The organism is Actinomadura macrotermitis (genome assembly GCF_009604375.1).
Taxonomy (GTDB): Bacteria; Actinomycetota; Actinomycetes; order Streptosporangiales; family Streptosporangiaceae; genus Spirillospora; species Spirillospora macrotermitis.
Genome location: NZ_WEGH01000005.1, coordinates 287,054 through 302,511, shown reverse-complemented (window position 1 = coordinate 302,511; position 15,458 = coordinate 287,054). Strand labels below are relative to the sequence as shown.

Below are 15,458 nucleotides of genomic sequence, written 5' to 3'. Positions count from 1 at the left end.
GGCCTGTGAGCCCGGGCCCGTACCGTCACCCCCCGGACGGTGCGGGCCCGGCCTTTTCGCGCCCGCCACGGGGCGTTCAGGGCCGCCCGGCCCGGCTCCCCGCTCAGGCGCGGTCGTCGTCGCGCAGGACCTCGCCCTGCACCACCGGGCCGCGCGGCGCCGCACCGCCCTCGCGGGCCGCGCCCCTGTCCCCGAACCCCTCCTCGAAGGGGAACCCGCCCGGCATCCCGCCGGCCATGCCCACCGGCGGGAACATCCTCGTCTCGGCGCGCTGGACGCGCTTGGCGGCCAGCCCCGCCAGCAGCCGCCGCATCAGCGGCCGGGTGAAGGGGATCACGAACAAAAAGCCCAGCACGTCGCTGACGAAGCCGGGGGTCAGCAGCAGCACGCCGCCGACCAGCACCAGCGCGGCGTCGGCCAGCTCGCGGCCCGGCACGGCGCCGCGGCCGAAGGTCTCCTGCAGCTCCCGCCAGGCGCGCCGCCCCTCGCGCTGCACGATCCAGCCGCCGAAGGCGCTCTCGGCGAACAGCAGCAGCACCGTCCACCAGCCGCCGATCACCGACCCCACCTGGATGATCACGTAGATCTCCAGCAGCGGCATCAGCAGGAACGCGAGGACCAGCAGTCGGCGCATGGCTCCATCTTCGGGGTCGGCGGCGGGGGCTTGTACCTGGTCAACGCCGCGGCGGCCGCGAACGTTTCCCGCGGCGGGCGCCGGTGCCGGGCGGGCGGTCCCTAGCGGCCGCCGCGCAGCCGGCGGGCGCGCTCGCTCATCCCCCACTGGGTGACCCGCAGCATCGCCTCGCCGATGACGTCGCCGTCCATCTTGCTGACGCCCTGGGTGCGCTCGACGAAGGTGATCGGCACCTCCACCACCTTCAGGCCCTGGCGCAGCGCGCGCAGCGCCAGGTCGATCTGGAAGATGTAGCCGCGCGAGTTGACCTCGCCCAGGCCGATCTTCTCCAGCGTCGCGGCGCGGAACGCCCGGTATCCGGCGGTCACGTCGTGCAGCGGCACGCCGAGCATCATCCGCGCGTAGGTGTTGGCGCCGCGCGAGAGCACCTCGCGGCGCTTGGGCCAGTTGACGACCTTGCCGCCGGGCACGTAGCGGGCGCCGATGACCAGGTCGGCGTCCTGCAGCGCCTCCAGCAGCCGCGGCAGCTCCTCGGGCTGGTGCGAGCCGTCGGCGTCCATCTCGACCATCACGTCGTAGCCCTGCTCGGCCGCCCACCCGAACCCGGCGATGTAGGCCGCGCCGAGGCCGTCCTTGGCGGTGCGGTGCAGCACCTTGACCCGCTCGTCGGCGGCGGCCAGCTCGTCGGCCAGCTCGCCGGTGCCGTCCGGGCTGTTGTCGTCGACGACCAGCACGTCTGCGGCCGGCGCGGAGGCCCGCACCCGGCCCACGATGCCCGCGATGTTGTCCCGCTCGTTGTAGGTCGGGATGATCACGAGCACCCGGCCGAGGCCGGCTGGGATCTCCATCGGTGTCAGTTCCCCTCGTTCTTGTCGCGTCCAAGTCCGCCGGCCGCCGCGACCGCCCCCGCGGCCAGCGCGACCAGCGCCCATTCGGGCAGCGCACCCAGCCGGTCCGCGAGCGTGCGCTGCGTGCGCGCCGCCACCCGGGCCACCTGGACGTCCGGCACGAACTCCCGTGACCGGGAGATCATACGGCCGTCGGGCGCCACGATCGCGCTGATACCGCTCGTGGCCGCCACCAAGATCGTACGGCCGTGCTCGACCGCGCGCAGCCGCGACATCGCGATCTGCTGGGGCGGCAGGCCGGTGCGGCCGTAGGTGGCGTTGTTGGTCTGCACGACCAGGATGTTCCCGCGCGCCACGTCGCGGACCTCCTTGTCGTAGGCGACCTCGAAGCAGATCACGTCGCCGATGTCGACCGGGCCGAGCCGCATGACGCCCGAGCGGTCGCCCTTGGCGAAGTCGCGCGGGACCCGCTCGAACCGCTTGATCAGTTTGGTCAGGACCTCGCGGAAGGGCAGGTACTCCCCGAACGGCACCGGGTGGCGCTTGACGTAGTAGTCGCCGGGGCCGGTCACGGGGTCCCACACGATGCCGCGGTTCTCCACCTTGCGGCCGTCGGGGGTGTCGACCAGCGCGCCGACCAGCACCGGGACGCCGACGTCGCGGACGGCGCCGTCGATCGCGGCGCGCGCGTCGGGCTCGGTGTAGGGGTCCAGGTCGCTGGCGTTCTCGGGCCACACCACCAGCTCGGGCCGCGCCGCCCGGCCGCTGCGGACGCGCTCGGCGAGCTCGTGGGTGCGGCGCACGTGGTTGTCCAGCACGGCGCGGCGCTGGCCGAGGAAGTCCAGGCCGAGGCGGGGCACGTTGCCCTGGATCACCGCGACGGTCACCGCGCGCCCGGCCGTAGGGGTGGGGATCGCCATGCCGCCGCCGACGATCGCGGCCATGGCCGCCAGCGCGGCCGCGACGGGCCGGGCCGCGGCGCGGCGGGCGCCGGCGTCGCCGCCGCGGGCGCGCCAGGCGGTGAGCGCGGCGTAGGCGAGCAGGCCGCCGAGCAGGGCGGTCAGGAAGGTGACCAGCGGCGCGCCGCCCAGGGAGGCGTAGGGCGTCAGCGGGGTGCCGGTCTGGCTGAACGCCAGCCGCGCCCAGGGGAACCCGCCGAACGGCTGGCGGCCGCGCAGCGCCTCCTGCGCCACCCACAGGGCGGCGGTCCACACCGGCCAGCCGGGCAGCCGGGCGACCAGCGCGGCGCCGGCGCCGAGCGGCAGCCAGTACAGCGCCTGCACCAGGCTGAGCAGGATCCACCCGTCGTCGCCGATGGCGGAGATGCCGGTCAGGACCGGCAGGAAGAACGCGGCGCCGGCCAGGAACCCCAGCCAGGCGCCGCTGCGCGCGCGCAGCCCGTGCACCGCCAGGGTGAAAGCGGCGACGCCGACGGGGGCGAAGGGGGTGAGGTCCTGGGGCGGGAAGGCCAGCCACATCGCCCCGCCGGCGGCCAGGGCCAGCAGGGTGCGGGGCCGCCCCGCGCGCCCCCCGCGCCACAGCCTGGGCGGGCGGGCCGGTGCGGGGGCGCCGGACGGCCCGGCGGCCCCGGGCCGCTCGGGAAGGGTCTCCTGCGCCACCTTGGCTCCTTGTCCGATGCGTTCTCTGCCGGAACGCTACCGGTCCTGCGGACGGGACACGACCGGGGCCGCCGGGCGCCCCCGCGGGGGCCGGACGGGACGCGGGCACGGAAGAGGGCCCGCGACATCCATCGGGCCGGAGTCGTCCCACAGGCGGTGAGAACGGTGCTCCGTTTTCTACTGGATGTCCGGGCCCTTTCCCGGGTCCAACCCCCCGCCCGACCGGGCGGCTCCACCCTGACGCGCCGCGGTGCCCGCACCTGGTGCGGACGGGTCGCGCCTGTGCTCGGCGCGCGGCCCCGTCCTGGCGCGGCATCCGGCGGCGTCGTGAGCGGCCGATCGGTGAGTCCCGTGCTGGACTGCAGCAAAACTACCCAGTTCCGCGCCCTTGTCAACCGGCCGATGCGCTGCGGCGACATGATGTTTCCGCTGTTCAAGCCCGGGATCGGGGGGTAGCGGAAATCACTTCGGCCGCCCCTGCCCCGGCAGGCCCGGGGCAGGGGCGCGGCGGCCGCCGGGGGACGGTCAGGCGGCGGGCCCGGGCACCACCACCGTCCCGGTCGCGGTGACCACCGTGACCGGCTCGGCCAGGACCTCGGCGGCCGAGGCGCCCTTGTCGGGGCGGCCCCGGCACACCACCTGGGCGCGCAGGTCCAGGGTGCGGCTGCGGCGGCCGACGCGGGCGACGGTGGCGGTGACCTCCAGCACGTCCCCGGCGCGCACGGGCGCGTGGAACAGCACCTCGGAGTACCCGGCGAACAGGCCCTCGTCGCCGTCGGTGCGGATGCACACCTCGGTGGCCACGTCGCCGAACAGGCCGAGGGTGTAGGCGCCGTCGACCAGGTTCCCGGCGTAGTGGGCGTGGGCGTAGGGCACGTAGCGGCGGTGGGTGACCGTCAGGCCCTCGCGGGGGTCGCTCATCGGTCCTGGTCCTCCTCGGCGCGGGCGCGGGCGGCGGCGACGGCGTCGCCGGGCAGCAGGGCGTGCACCATGTAGGAGGCGACCTCTCCCGGCGTGGTCCCCTTGCCGAAGATGCGGTCGACGCCGAGGTCGCCGGGGGTGACGGTGTCGAAGCGGGGGCCGCCGGCCACCAGCAGCGGCCGGCCCATCCCGGCGGCGACGGCGGTGGGGTACTCGGCATGGAAGGCCGCCGCCATCTGCTTGGTGTTGTGCAGGTGGGCGTTGCGCTGGGTGACCACCTGGGAGACCAGGACGGCGTCGGCGTCCTCGGCCTTGGCGCGCGCGACGAGTTCGGGCACGGTGACCTGGGCGCCCATGTTGACCACCTGGATCTCGCGGTAGTACTCCAGGCCCTTCTCCCCCGCGAAGCCCTTGACGTTGAGGATGGCGTCGATGCCGACGGTGTGGGCGTCGGTGCCGATGCAGGCGCCCACCACCACCAGCCGCCGGCCGAGGGCGGTGCGGATCGCCAGGTTGACCTCCGCGGCCGACAGCAGCGGGTACTCGCGCTCGGGCGGCGCGGGGATGCCGGCGTAGTCGATCAGGTGGCTGGTGCGGCCGTAGACGATGAAGAAGGTGAAGTCGGGGCCCATGGCCTTGGCGTGCACCACGCTGGCGGGCTCCAGGCCCATCTTGGCGGCCAGCTGCAGCGCGGCGGCCTCGGCGCGCTTGCCGGCCGGGACCGGCAGCGTGAACGACATCTGGATCATGCCGTCGCCGGTGGTGTCGCCGTAGGGGCGGATGACCTGGCGGGTGTCGGCGGGCTCGGCCGGGGCCTGCGCCGCGCCGTGCGGGCTCTGGACGCTCACGCGGGCACCTCCTGTTCGCTGGCGTGGGCGCCGTGCGGGTCCTCGGCGTCCAGGATCTCGATGGCGGGGTTGTGGTAGCCGGGGGCGCGCTCGACCACGCCCTCCAGGCCCTTGCCGCCGTCCGCGGGGCGGCGGGTGACGCCGAAGGTGCCCTCGGCGATGGCGGTGAGCAGGCCGTCGTCGGCGACGCGCTCCAGCAGGTCGATCGACTCGGCCAGCACCTGCCGGGCGCGCTGGGCGACGAACCCGCCGGGGCGGGGGACGAAGTCCTCGGCCAGGGCGCCGCAGGCGTCGCGGACGTAGCGCACGTTCTCCAGCGCCAGGTCGCGGTCGGCCAGCCAGGGGGTGTGGATGCCCTCGGTCATCATCCCCACCAGGATGATCGACTGGCCGGTCAGCACGCCGGCCAGGTTGAAGAAGGCGTCCAGCAGGTACCCGGCGAAGATGTTGCCGGTCATGTGCTTGGTCGGCGGCATGTACTTCAGCGGCGCGGCCGGGAACAGCTCGCGCACCAGCTGGGCGTGCGCGAGCTCCAGCCGGAACGACTGCGGGACGGCCGGGTCGATCTCGAAGGCGTGGCCGAGGCCGAGCTGGGCGTCGGCCAGGCCCGCCTCGTGCCCGAACCGCTCGTTGAGCAGCTGGCTGACCACCACGGTGTGCGCGGCGTCGACGGCGTCGGCGGTGGTGAGGTAGTTGTCCTCGCCGGTGTTGATGACGATGCCGGCGCGGGCGTGGATCTGCCGGGAGAAGCGCTGGTCGATGAAGGTGCGCCGGGGGTTGATGTCGCGGAAGATGATCCCGTACATGCAGTCGTTGAGCATCATGTCCAGGCGCTCCAGCCCGGCCAGCGTGGCGATCTCGGGCATGCACAGGCCCGAGGCGTAGTTGGTCAGGCGCACGTACCGGCCGAGCTCGCGCGAGACGTCGTCCAGCGCGGCGCGCATCAGCCGGAAGTTCTCCTGGGTGGCGTAGGTGCCGGCGTAGCCCTCGCGGGTGGCGCCCTCGGGGACGAAGTCCAGCAGCGACTGCCCGGTGGAGCGGATCACCGCGACCACGTCGGCGCCCTCGCGGGCGGCGGCCTGGGCCTGCGGGATGTCCTCGTAGATGTCGCCGGTCGCCACGATCAGGTAGATCAGCGGGTGCGGCGGGTCCCCCACCTGGCGCAGCATCGCCTCGCGCTCGGCGCGGCGCCGGTCGATGCGGGCGATCCCGCCGCGCGCGGCCTGCCGGGACGCCTGCCGCGCGGTCTCGGCGTCGCCGCCGGACGGCAGCCGGAAGGAGGCCTTCCCCGCGGCGGCGGCCTGCGCCAGCTCGCGCAGCGAGCCGTGCGGGCCGCTCGCCAGCGCGTCCCAGACCGGCAGGGCCACGCCGTGCTCCAGGCCGACCTGGTCGCGCACGGCGTCGCACAGGTGGTTGGCCCAGGGGCGGCCGTCGGCGTCGGCGCCCGACAGCCCCGCCAGCCGCAGCAGCGCCCGCTCCACCGACACGGTCGTGTGGCTGCGCGCCATCGCGATGATGGGCTCGGCGGCGCGCGCGGCCAGCCGGCGGGCGGTGCGCACCGCCTCGGGATCGAGATCGAGCTTGTGCTGCGGCGTCATTGCCGGGTTCCCCTCCCTCGCACGCGGACGCGAACAATCATCCGCGCCAACGCGATCCATACGGGAGATCCTCCGGCATCGACCCCGCCGACCGCAAGAACGTCTTTTTCGGGCCCCGCGGTGACTTTTTCCGGGCCGGAACGCGGAGAAACCCTCGCGCATTACGTGCTGTGATTTTATAATCACTTTGAGCGATGCCCTCCGCATCCCCCTCCCCCCGGAAAGAGGACCATGCTCGTCTACCTGCTGACCGCGGGCTGCGCGGTCGCGGTCGTGTTCATCGCGAGCCGCCTGATCAAGCGGTCCCGGCACGCCACCGAGGACTCCGCCGCCGACGGGCCGACCAACGGCCACGCCGGGTCGATGCTGTCGGCGCTGTTCCTGCTGGCCTTCGCCATCGCCATCGTGGTGCCCTGGACCGCCGCCGACGCCGCCCGCCTGAACACCTACGCCGAGAGCCAGGCGATCGTGGAGGCCTACTGGGCCGCGGGGCGGCTGCCCGCCCCGGCCGGCCCGCGGGCCCAGGCCGAGCTGGCCGACTACACCCGCTTCGTGCACGACCGCGAATGGCCGCGGATGCGCCGCCAGGGCCGGCTGGACGACGAGGGCTGGACCCGGCTGGACCGGCTGCGCCGCGAGGTCATCGCCGTCCAGGCCAAGGACGACGACCCCAAGGACGCCCGCACCGCCGTGCTGGACCACCTGTCGGAGATCTCCGGGGCCCGCCACCAGCGCGCCATGGACGCCAAGTCCACCCCGCCGCCCGCGCTGCTGTTCATCACGGTGCTGACCGGCCTGGTCGTCATCGCGCTGCCGTTCCTGTCGGGCGCCCGCCCGCGCGGCATGGCGATGGTCCCGCTCGTGCTCATGGCCGCCCTGCTCGGCCTCGGGGTGTGGCTGTGCTTCGACATCGCGCACGTGTTCAGCGGCGCGCTCGCCGTCGACCCCGACGCCTTCGGCTCCACGCTGGCCGAGCTCCGGCGCATCGCCGCGGAAGGCTGAGCGTGCGCCGCCCGCTGACGCGGATCCCCGCGGCCCTCGCCGCCGCCGCGCTGGTGCCGCTCACCACCGCCGCGGCGCCCGCCGAGCCCCCGCCGGACCCGGGCGGGGTCCTGGTGTGCATCGACGGGGTGGCCATGGTCCACGTGCACGACGACGTCTACGTCAAGGTCGGCGCGGGCAGCCACTGCCCCGCCCCCAGTCCCCCGCCGCCACCGCCGGCGCCCACGCCCGTGCCGCCTCCCCCGCCGACGCCGGCACCACCGCCTCCCCCGCCGCCACCTCCTCCGCCCGTTCCGACGCCGACGCCGGCCCCCAAGCCCCCGCCGGCGCCACCGCCCGTGGCCAAGCCCCCGGCACCGGCGCCGCCCCCGGCCAGGCCCGCGCCGCGCCCGGCGGCGGCCCCGGCGCCGCGGCAGGCACCGCCCGCGCCCCACCCGGCCCCCGCGCCCAGGGCCCCGCGGCCCGCCGCCGCTCCGCCGCCCGCCCCGCCGCCGGCCGTCCGCCCGCCGCGCCCGCTGCACCGGACGGCGATCCAGGCGCCCTACCGCCGCCCGAGCCCGCTGCGTTCCCCGCTGGTCATCGTCGTCCTGGCCGCCGTCATCAGCGCGGGGGCCGCCCTGGCCTTCGCCCGCTGACCCGCCACACTGTCGGCGGCGCGGTGTAGAACCGTGGACGACGAGACCGAGCACAGTCCAAGGGGGGCGGTGGCGCCATGGCCACGAGCGACGACGAGCGGTACGCGGACCGGCTCCAGGCGATCGAGTGGGCGCGCGAGGCGCTGGCCGATCCCGGCGCGGTGATCCTGGACCTGGAGACCTCCCGGTTCAAGACGCCCGAGTCGGAGATCTGCGAGATCGGGGTGCTGGGCGTCGACGGGCGGATCCGCTACGACGAGCTCGTGCGCCCCGCCCTCGGCATCAACGACGACTGCACCCGGGTGCACGGCATCGACGCGGTCACCGTCCAGGGCGCCCCGCACTTCCACGAGCGGGCCTTCGGCGACCTGGCGGAGCTGCTGGAGGGCCGCCGGGTCCTGGCCTACAACATGGAGTTCGACCGCACCGAGCTGCACCGGGCGGTGTCGGCCTGCGACCCGGCCGCCGAGCAGTGGATGGCCCGCGCCCGCTGGGACGACGTGATGATCCCCTACTCGCGGTGGATCGGCGAGTGGGACGAGCGCCGCGGCGACTACGCCTGGCAGCGCCAGCCCGGCAGCGGGCACCGCGCGATCGCCGACTGCTACGTCACCCTCGGGCTGCTGCACACGATGGCCAAGGCCGACCCGCGCTGGCAGCCGCCGCTGCCGGCCGCCCGGACCCGCGCCGGCCGCCCCGAGACCAAGCCCGCCAGCGACGCCCAGATCCGGTTCGTCAACAGCCTGCTGGCCGACGCCGGCGTCAAGCGCAGCGACGCGCGCTACGCGGTGCTGACCGACATCACCGGCCGGTCGATCACCAGCTCACGCGACCTCACCAGCCCCGAGGCCAGCCACGTCATCGACTGCCTGAAGGCCGAGCCCGAGCGCTGGGCCGGCTGACCCACCGGCCCGCCCCCCGGCGCACAGGGGGCGGGCCGGCGGCCGGTCACAGGCCCGGGATCTGGTTGTTCCTGAAGGCGTCGACGAACAGCCGGTGGTCGTCGCGGACGACCGCGGCGTACTCGGTGCCGAAGGCCACCATCGCCTCCACGAACGCCGACTCGTCCTCGCCGATCACCGCGCTGATGGCGTCCTCGACCTGGAAGCCGACCAGGGTGTGGTCGGAGTCGAAGTCCGACACGCAGTGGATCTTGGCGGTGGCGCGGCCGAGGTCGTCCAGCACCGACAGCATGTCCTCGGGCTCCACCAGCCCGCCCCAGTCCAGGTCCGCCTCGTAGGGCGACAGCTCCTGCACCACGTAGCCGACGCCGTCGATCTCGGTGTAGCCGAGCCAGGGGTCGGTGTTGGCCTGCAGCGCGCGCCGCGACACCGCCGTGCGGTGCCCCTCGTGCTTGAAGTACTCGCGGATGCGGGCGTCGTCGACGACCCGGCTGGCCGCGGCGACGTTGCCCTGCTTCATCGACAGCACCACGTCGTTCTCCAGCGCCTGGCTGTGCCCCTCGACCAGGATGTTGTAGGCCGACAGGCCCGCCGAGCCGATGCCGAAGCCCGACGCGCCGACGATGTCCTTGACGTTGTAGGTCAGGCTGCCGAAGCGCTTCTCGGCCGGGATCGTGGCCAGGTAGTCCAGGTAGGCCTTCTCCACCTTGGCGCGCTCGGTCTCGTCCAGCCGCCGCACGCCCGGCCGGTTGCGAAAGCGCCGCTCGGTCTGCTCCACGATCGTCATCTCGTCCAGCAGCGCCACCCGCGCCGACGACAGCGCCGCGATCAGCACGTCGCGCACGTAGCCGTCGGTGGTGTCCAGGGTGAGCGCGAAGGAGTAGTCGTCGCCGCTGTGGGCGAAGCTGCGGACCTGGTCGACGTAGGCGCGCACGTAGGTCTCGATCAGCCGGCGGATGTCGGCGTCGGAGACCGCCTTGCCCCACGCCAGCAGCGCCAGGCTCGCCACCAGCCGCTTGACGTCCCAGGTGAAGTGCCCGACGTAGGCCTCGTCGAAGTCGTTGACGTCGAAGACGAACACGCCGTCGTCGTTCATGTAGGTGCCGAAGTTCTGCGCGTGCAGGTCGCCCTGGATCCACACCCGGCTCGTGCGCTCGTCGGCCCAGGGGTCCTCGTCGTCCACGATGTCGGCGTAGAACAGGCACGCGCTGCCCCGGTAGAACGCGAACGGGTCCGAGGCCATCTTGCGGAACCGCCGCCGGAACTCGGCGGGGCTGCGCTCCATCAGGTCGGCGAACGCCTCGACCAGCACCTGGACGATCTGGCCCTGCCGCTGCTCGGGGTCACGCGCGCGCAGCGCCTCGGTGATGCCGGCCATCGTCACAACTCCTCGGGATCGGGGGATACACCGGTCATTGTGCCGAATCGGCGCCGGTCCGCGCGGTGAACGACGCGCGGACGGCCGGTATCGACCGCACCAGGTCCAGCGCCATCTCCGCGTGGCCGGGCACGTACCCGTTGCCGATCAGCATGGTGACGTCGGCGGCCAGGCCCTCGGCGCCGAGCGCGGCCGCCGGGAACGAGGTGGCCATGGAGAAGAACACCACGGTGCCGCCCGGCGCGGTCGCAAGGATCGCGCCGTGCTCGCAGCCGGGCACGTCCACGCACACCACCGTGACGTCCACCGGCGCGCCGATCGCGGCGGCGACCGCGACCGGGTCGCGGGCGTCGGCGCGCACCACCTGGTCGGCCAGGCCCGTGGCCAGCAGCGCCTTCTCCTCCCGCTCGCTCGGCACCAGCCCGACGACGCGGGCGGCGCCGGCCCGGCGGGCGGCGGCCAGCGCGAGCGTGCCGCTCTTGCCGGCGGCGCCGAGCACCGCGACCGAGGGCGCGGCGTAGCCGGCGACGACCCGGTGGGTGAGGGCGGGCGCGCCGCACACGTCCATCACCGCCAGCGCCAGCGGGACCGGCAGGTCGTCCGGCAGCACCGCGGCGATGGAGCGGGCGAACAGGATCGCGTGCCCCTCGGCGGGGATCTGCTCCGAGCGGCCGTCCCAGCGGGCCAGGCCGTCGGTCACCGCGAGCGGGGTGAGGGTGAGCGACACCAGCGTGGCGATCCGGTCGCCCGGCTTCAGCCCGAGCGGGGAGTCCGGCCCGGCCTCCGCCACCGTCCCGACCAGCATCCCGCCCGACCCGGTGACCGGATTGTGCATCTTGCCGCGGGTCGTGATGATCTCCAGCACCGCGGCGCGGATCGCGTCCGGGTCGCCGCCGTGCGCGGTGTGCAGCTGCCGGTAGGACGCCGCGTCCAGGTTCAGCCGCTCCACCCGCACCCGCACCTCGTCCGGCCCGATCCGCGGCGAGGCGTCCAGCCGCAGCGCCGCCTGCGGCAGCACCCCCGCCGGCTCCAGCACCCGGTGCAGCCCGGCCTCCGTACCACCGCGCCGATCGATCATCTTCGTCCCGTCCCGATCCGTTTGTCCGACTACGATTCTGGAAATCATCCTGAGCATCACTGGTTCAGCGGGAAGTCTTCCCGTAGCGTCTGGCACTTACAAGACTTTTACTCATCCACCTGTCTGCGAGGAAGGGGTCGACGATGACCACCGCCCTGCACCCGGAGGCCGGCGCCGCGTCCGGCGCCGCCGCCACCGCCGGCCAGCCCTACGCCTACAGCCGCCGCCCGCTCACCGAACCGGACTGGCGCCGGCTGCCCGGCTGGCACGACGTCACCACCGCCGACTGGGAGTCCGCCCAGTGGCAGCGCGCGCACTGCGTCAAGAACGCACGCCAGCTGCGCCAGGTGACCGGCGACCTGCTGGAGGAGTCCTTCTACGCCGACCTGCAGCGCGACCAGGCCGAACGCGCCACCATGTCCATGCTGGTCACCCCGCAGATGCTCAACACCATGGACCTGTCGTCCACCGAGGCGTTCCTGGCCGACCCGGTCCGCCGCTACATGATCCCGGTCTTCTCCGACCGCCTCGCCGACTGGCCCTCCCACCCCTGCTCGTCCCGCGACTCCCTCCACGAGGCCGAGATGTGGGCCGTGGAGGGCCTGACCCACCGCTACCCCACCAAGGTCCTGGCCGAACTCCTGCCGACCTGCCCGCAGTACTGCGGCCACTGCACCCGCATGGACCTGGTCGGCAACTCCACCCCGGCCGTCGACAAGCACAAGTTCACCATCAAGCCCACCGACCGCCACCAGGCGATGCTGGACTACCTGCGCCGCACCCCCGGCGTCCGCGACGTCGTCGTCTCCGGCGGCGACGTGGCCAACCTGCCCTGGCCGCGCCTGGAGGCCTTCGTCGACGCCCTGCTGGACATCGACAACATCCGCGACATCCGCCTGGCCAGCAAGGCCCTGATGGGCCTGCCCCAGCACTGGCTGCAGGACGAGGTCCGCGCCGGCATGGAGCGCCTGGCCGCCAAGGCCGCCGCCCGCGGCGCCCAGATCGCGGTGCACACCCACGTCAACGCCGCCCGGTCGGTCACCCCGCTGGTCGCCCGCGCCGCCCGCGCCCTGCTCGACACCGGCATCCGCGACGTGCGCAACCAGGGCGTGCTGCTGCGCGGCGTCAACGACTCCCCCGCCGAGCTGCTGGACCTGTCGTTCGCGCTGCTGGACGAGGCCGGCATCATGCCCTACTACCTGTACATGTGCGACATGATCCCCGGCGCCGAGCACTGGCGGCTGGCGGTCTGGGAGGCCCAGGAGCTCCAGCACGCGATCATGGGCTACCTGCCCGGCTTCGCCACCCCGCGCATCGTGTGCGACGTCCCCTACGTCGGCAAGCGCTGGGTGCACCAGCTGGCCGACTACGACCGCGAGCGCGGCATCTCCTACTGGACCAAGAACTACCGCACCGCGATCGAGGCGGCCGACCCCGACGCGTTGCAGCGCCGCTACGAGTACTACGACCCGATCCACACGCTGCCCGAGGGCGGGCGCGCGTGGTGGCGCGACCACCGGCCCGAGCCCTTTACATCGTAGATCATTAAGGGTTCGGCGCGGGCGGCCCGGCGCGGCGCCGGATATGGGAGCATCTGCCCATGATCGTGGAACGCCGGGTCGAACTGCGCTTCGGGCATGAAAGCCGCCAAGCCGAGACCCACACCAACCTGTCCGCCGTGCGCCAGGACGGCCGCTGCCTGTGGACCGCCGGCGACGAGACCGCCACCATCGAGCGGCTCACCGCCGTCACCGGCCCCGGCGGACGGGTCACCGGCTACGACGGGCACCGCACCATCGCCCTCGCCGACCTGGTCGAGCTGCCCGCCGGGCCCGGCGAGGAGGCCGACATCGAGGGCCTGGCCAGCGGCGACGGCTGGCTGTGGGCGATCGGCTCGCACAGCCTGAAGCGCAAGCGCATCAAGGCCGGGCAGTCCGCGGCCAAGGCCCGCAAGCGCCTGGCCACGGTCGTGCGCGAGGACAACCGGTTCATCCTGGCCCGGCTGCCGCTCACCGAGGGCGCCGACGGGCTGCCCGAGGTGGTGCGCGAGGCCGGGGACGGCCGCACCGCCGCCGTCCTCGGCCTGAACGGCGACTCCATCACCGACCTGCTCGCCGACGACCCGCACCTGGCGCCGTTCCTGTCCATCCCGAGCAAGGACAACGGGATCGACATCGAGGGCGTCGCCGTGCACGGCGACCGCCTCTACATCGGGCTGCGCGGCCCGGTGCTGCGCGGCTGGGCGGTGCTCATCGAGATCCGCCCCGAGACCCATCCGCGCGACCCGCACCGGCTGCGGCTGCGCCCCGTCGGCGACGGCAAGGCCCACTACCGCACCCACTTCCTGGACCTCGGCGGCCTCGGCGTCCGCGATCTGTGCCCGCACGGCGACGACCTGCTCATCCTCACCGGCCCGAGCATGAGCCTGTCGGGCCCGGTGCGGGTGGTGCGCTGGCCGGGCGCCGCCAAGGCCGAGGCCCCCGGCGTCGTCACCGCCGGGGAGCTGCAGGTGCTCGGCGAGCTGCCGCACGGCGACGGCGAGGACCACGCCGAGGGCATCGCGGTGCTGGCGGGCGGGCAGGGCCCGGACCTGCGGCTGCTGGTCGTCTACGACAGCCCCTCGGCCGCGCGGCTCACCGAGTCCGGCGGCGTCCTGGCCGACGTGGTCGCGGTCGCCCCCTGAGCCACCCGAGTAAGCGCTCGCTTTCGCCTTCTGCTTGGATGGGCACGCTGTCGGCAGGAGCGGAAGGCGGAGCGAGCATGATCGAGTGGTCCGACGAAGACCTGATGATCCGGGACGCGGTGCGCGACTGGATCGAGGCCAAGATCCGGCCGAACCTGGACGAGCTGGACTCGGGCGAGCTGCCGCCCTACGACCTGATCCGCGACCTGTACAAGACCTTCGGCATGGACGAGATGGCCCGCTCGTCCTTCCAGGCGCGCATCGCCAAGGAGAAGGAGGGCGGCGAGCCCACCGGCGACGGCCGCCCCGGCGGCGGCAACGCCGCGCTCAGCATGCTGCCGGTCATCGAGCTGTGCAAGGTCGCCCCCGGCATCGTGTCGGCGATGGGCGTCAGCTTCGGCCTCGCCGCCGGCACCATCATGAAGCGCGGCACGGTGGAGCAGAAAGAGCGCTGGGGCCTGGACCTGCTCACCATGGACAAGATCGGCGCCTGGGCCATCACCGAGGCCGGCTCGGGCTCGGACGCCTTCGGCGGCATGAAGGCCACCGCCCGCAGGGACGGCGACGACTACGTCATCAACGGCAGCAAGACCTTCATCACCAACGGCCCGCACGCCGACACGATCGTCTTCTACTGCAAGCTCGACGACGGCCGCGACCCGCGCGACCGCGAGATCCTCACCTTCGTGCTGGACCGCGGCATGCCCGGCCTGGAGCAGAGCCGGCCGCTGCGCAAGATGGGCCTGCACTCCTCCCCCACCGGCGAGCTGTTCCTCAGCGACGTGCGCGCGGGCGCCGACCGGCTCCTGGCGTCCGGCTCGGGCGGCGGCAAGGAGTCGGCCCGGCAGAACTTCGTCACCGAGCGCGCCGGCGTCGCCGCGATGGCCCTCGGCGTCATCGAGGAGTGCCTGCGCCTGTCGGTCGACTACGCCAGGCAGCGCGAGCTGTGGGGGCAGCGCATCGGCGACTTCCAGCTCATCCAGCTGAAGCTGGCCAAGATGGAGGTGGCCCGCCTCAACGTGCAGAACCTGGTGTTCCGGCACGTGGAGATGAGTCGCGCCGGCCGCACCCCCACGCTCGCCGAGGCCTCGGCGATGAAGCTGTACGCCGCGCAGGCCGCCTCGGAGGTGGCGATGGAGGCCGTCCAGCTGTTCGGCGGCAACGGCTACATGAGCGAGTACCGGGTCGAGCAGCTGGCCCGCGACGCCAAGTCCTTCCAGATCTACGCCGGCACCGACGAGATCCAGATCACCCACATCGCGCGGGACCTGCTCGCCGGCTGAACACCGGCCGCCCGCCGGCGCGAACCTTT

At 73.9% G+C, this 15,458-nt stretch carries 14 protein-coding genes; 6 read left to right on the top strand and 8 right to left on the bottom strand.

Annotation, left to right across the window (positions count from 1 at the left end; genetic code table 11):
- Positions 1-103: 103 nt before the first annotated feature.
- The 6 genes from ACRB68_RS34060 to kamD all read right to left on the bottom strand — a co-directional run bounded on the left by ACRB68_RS34060 (position 104) and on the right by kamD (position 6,468).
- On the bottom strand, positions 104-634 hold the full coding sequence (locus ACRB68_RS34060) for an FxsA family protein (RefSeq protein WP_153539910.1): 531 nt from the start codon (positions 632-634) through the stop codon (positions 104-106).
- A 101-nt stretch (positions 635-735) separates the two neighbouring features.
- Positions 736-1,482: a polyprenol monophosphomannose synthase gene (locus ACRB68_RS34055; RefSeq protein WP_153539908.1), complete on the bottom strand. Its 747-nt coding sequence runs from the start codon at positions 1,480-1,482 to the stop codon at positions 736-738.
- A 5-nt stretch (positions 1,483-1,487) separates the two neighbouring features.
- Entirely contained in the window at positions 1,488-3,101 is a 1,614-nt protein-coding gene (gene lnt / locus ACRB68_RS34050) for an apolipoprotein N-acyltransferase (protein ID WP_328595142.1), read from the bottom strand.
- 525 nt (positions 3,102-3,626) lie between these two features.
- Positions 3,627-4,022 (bottom strand): 3-aminobutyryl-CoA ammonia lyase, encoded by a 396-nt coding sequence (gene kal / locus ACRB68_RS34045; RefSeq protein WP_153539906.1) that lies wholly within the window; start codon positions 4,020-4,022, stop codon positions 3,627-3,629.
- Positions 4,019-4,870 carry a lysine 5,6-aminomutase subunit beta gene (gene kamE, locus ACRB68_RS42680; RefSeq protein WP_328595141.1) on the bottom strand — a complete coding sequence of 284 codons (852 nt, stop codon included), beginning with the start codon at positions 4,868-4,870 and terminating at the stop codon, positions 4,019-4,021. Before kamE ends, kal begins: the two co-directional genes overlap by 4 nt.
- Positions 4,867-6,468, bottom strand: a complete 1,602-nt coding sequence (gene kamD / locus ACRB68_RS34035) for a lysine 5,6-aminomutase subunit alpha (RefSeq protein WP_153539904.1) — start codon at positions 6,466-6,468, stop codon at positions 4,867-4,869. Before kamD ends, kamE begins: the two co-directional genes overlap by 4 nt.
- A gap of 231 nt (positions 6,469-6,699) precedes the next feature.
- On the opposite strand from kamD, the gene ACRB68_RS34030 reads away from it, so the two are divergent.
- From ACRB68_RS34030 to ACRB68_RS34020, 3 genes are all read left to right on the top strand, one after another.
- Positions 6,700-7,470 carry a bestrophin-like domain gene (locus ACRB68_RS34030; protein WP_153539901.1) on the top strand — a complete coding sequence of 257 codons (771 nt, stop codon included), beginning with the start codon at positions 6,700-6,702 and terminating at the stop codon, positions 7,468-7,470.
- A 2-nt stretch (positions 7,471-7,472) separates the two neighbouring features.
- Positions 7,473-8,105, top strand: coding sequence for a hypothetical protein (locus ACRB68_RS34025; RefSeq protein WP_153539900.1), 633 nt, complete (start codon positions 7,473-7,475; stop codon positions 8,103-8,105).
- 77 nt (positions 8,106-8,182) lie between these two features.
- A complete protein-coding gene (locus ACRB68_RS34020) occupies positions 8,183-9,007 on the top strand; it encodes a 3'-5' exonuclease (RefSeq protein ID WP_153539898.1) in 825 nt (274 codons plus the stop codon).
- 46 nt (positions 9,008-9,053) lie between these two features.
- Here the strand turns inward: ACRB68_RS34020 and ACRB68_RS34015 are convergent, their stop codons facing one another.
- A complete protein-coding gene (locus ACRB68_RS34015; protein WP_153539896.1) occupies positions 9,054-10,385 on the bottom strand; it encodes a DUF2252 domain-containing protein in 1,332 nt (443 codons plus the stop codon).
- Positions 10,386-10,419: 34 nt separating this feature from the next.
- Positions 10,420-11,463 (bottom strand): L-erythro-3,5-diaminohexanoate dehydrogenase, encoded by a 1,044-nt coding sequence (gene kdd / locus ACRB68_RS34010; RefSeq protein WP_153539895.1) that lies wholly within the window; start codon positions 11,461-11,463, stop codon positions 10,420-10,422.
- Positions 11,464-11,606: 143 nt separating this feature from the next.
- On the opposite strand from kdd, the gene ACRB68_RS34005 reads away from it, so the two are divergent.
- The 3 genes from ACRB68_RS34005 (at position 11,607) to ACRB68_RS33995 (ending at position 15,429) form a co-directional block, all read left to right on the top strand.
- Positions 11,607-13,004, top strand: coding sequence for a KamA family radical SAM protein (locus tag ACRB68_RS34005; RefSeq protein WP_153539893.1), 1,398 nt, complete (start codon positions 11,607-11,609; stop codon positions 13,002-13,004).
- Positions 13,005-13,063: 59 nt separating this feature from the next.
- Positions 13,064-14,146, top strand: coding sequence for a DUF3616 domain-containing protein (locus tag ACRB68_RS34000; protein ID WP_153539891.1), 1,083 nt, complete (start codon positions 13,064-13,066; stop codon positions 14,144-14,146).
- Positions 14,147-14,223: 77 nt separating this feature from the next.
- The gene (locus tag ACRB68_RS33995; protein WP_153539889.1) at positions 14,224-15,429 is read left to right on the top strand and encodes an acyl-CoA dehydrogenase family protein; all 1,206 of its coding nucleotides are present in this window, start codon (positions 14,224-14,226) and stop codon (positions 15,427-15,429) included.
- The last annotated feature ends 29 nt before the right edge of the window (positions 15,430-15,458 follow it).

What these genes read in the sequence shown, in the direction of transcription:
- ACRB68_RS34060 (WP_153539910.1), bottom strand. Translation starts at nt 634, where the DNA reads ATGCGCCGACTGCTGGTCCTCGCGTTCCTGCTGATGCCGCTGCTGGAG.
- ACRB68_RS34055 (WP_153539908.1), bottom strand. Translation starts at nt 1,482, where the DNA reads ATGGAGATCCCAGCCGGCCTCGGCCGGGTGCTCGTGATCATCCCGACC.
- kal (WP_153539906.1), bottom strand. Translation starts at nt 4,022, where the DNA reads ATGAGCGACCCCCGCGAGGGCCTGACGGTCACCCACCGCCGCTACGTG.
- kamD (WP_153539904.1), bottom strand. Translation starts at nt 6,468, where the DNA reads ATGACGCCGCAGCACAAGCTCGATCTCGATCCCGAGGCGGTGCGCACC.
- ACRB68_RS34030 (WP_153539901.1), top strand. Translation starts at nt 6,700, where the DNA reads ATGCTCGTCTACCTGCTGACCGCGGGCTGCGCGGTCGCGGTCGTGTTC.
- ACRB68_RS34020 (WP_153539898.1), top strand. Translation starts at nt 8,183, where the DNA reads ATGGCCACGAGCGACGACGAGCGGTACGCGGACCGGCTCCAGGCGATC.
- ACRB68_RS34015 (WP_153539896.1), bottom strand. Translation starts at nt 10,385, where the DNA reads ATGGCCGGCATCACCGAGGCGCTGCGCGCGCGTGACCCCGAGCAGCGG.
- kdd (WP_153539895.1), bottom strand. Translation starts at nt 11,463, where the DNA reads ATGATCGATCGGCGCGGTGGTACGGAGGCCGGGCTGCACCGGGTGCTG.
- ACRB68_RS34005 (WP_153539893.1), top strand. Translation starts at nt 11,607, where the DNA reads ATGACCACCGCCCTGCACCCGGAGGCCGGCGCCGCGTCCGGCGCCGCC.
- ACRB68_RS34000 (WP_153539891.1), top strand. Translation starts at nt 13,064, where the DNA reads ATGATCGTGGAACGCCGGGTCGAACTGCGCTTCGGGCATGAAAGCCGC.
- ACRB68_RS33995 (WP_153539889.1), top strand. Translation starts at nt 14,224, where the DNA reads ATGATCGAGTGGTCCGACGAAGACCTGATGATCCGGGACGCGGTGCGC.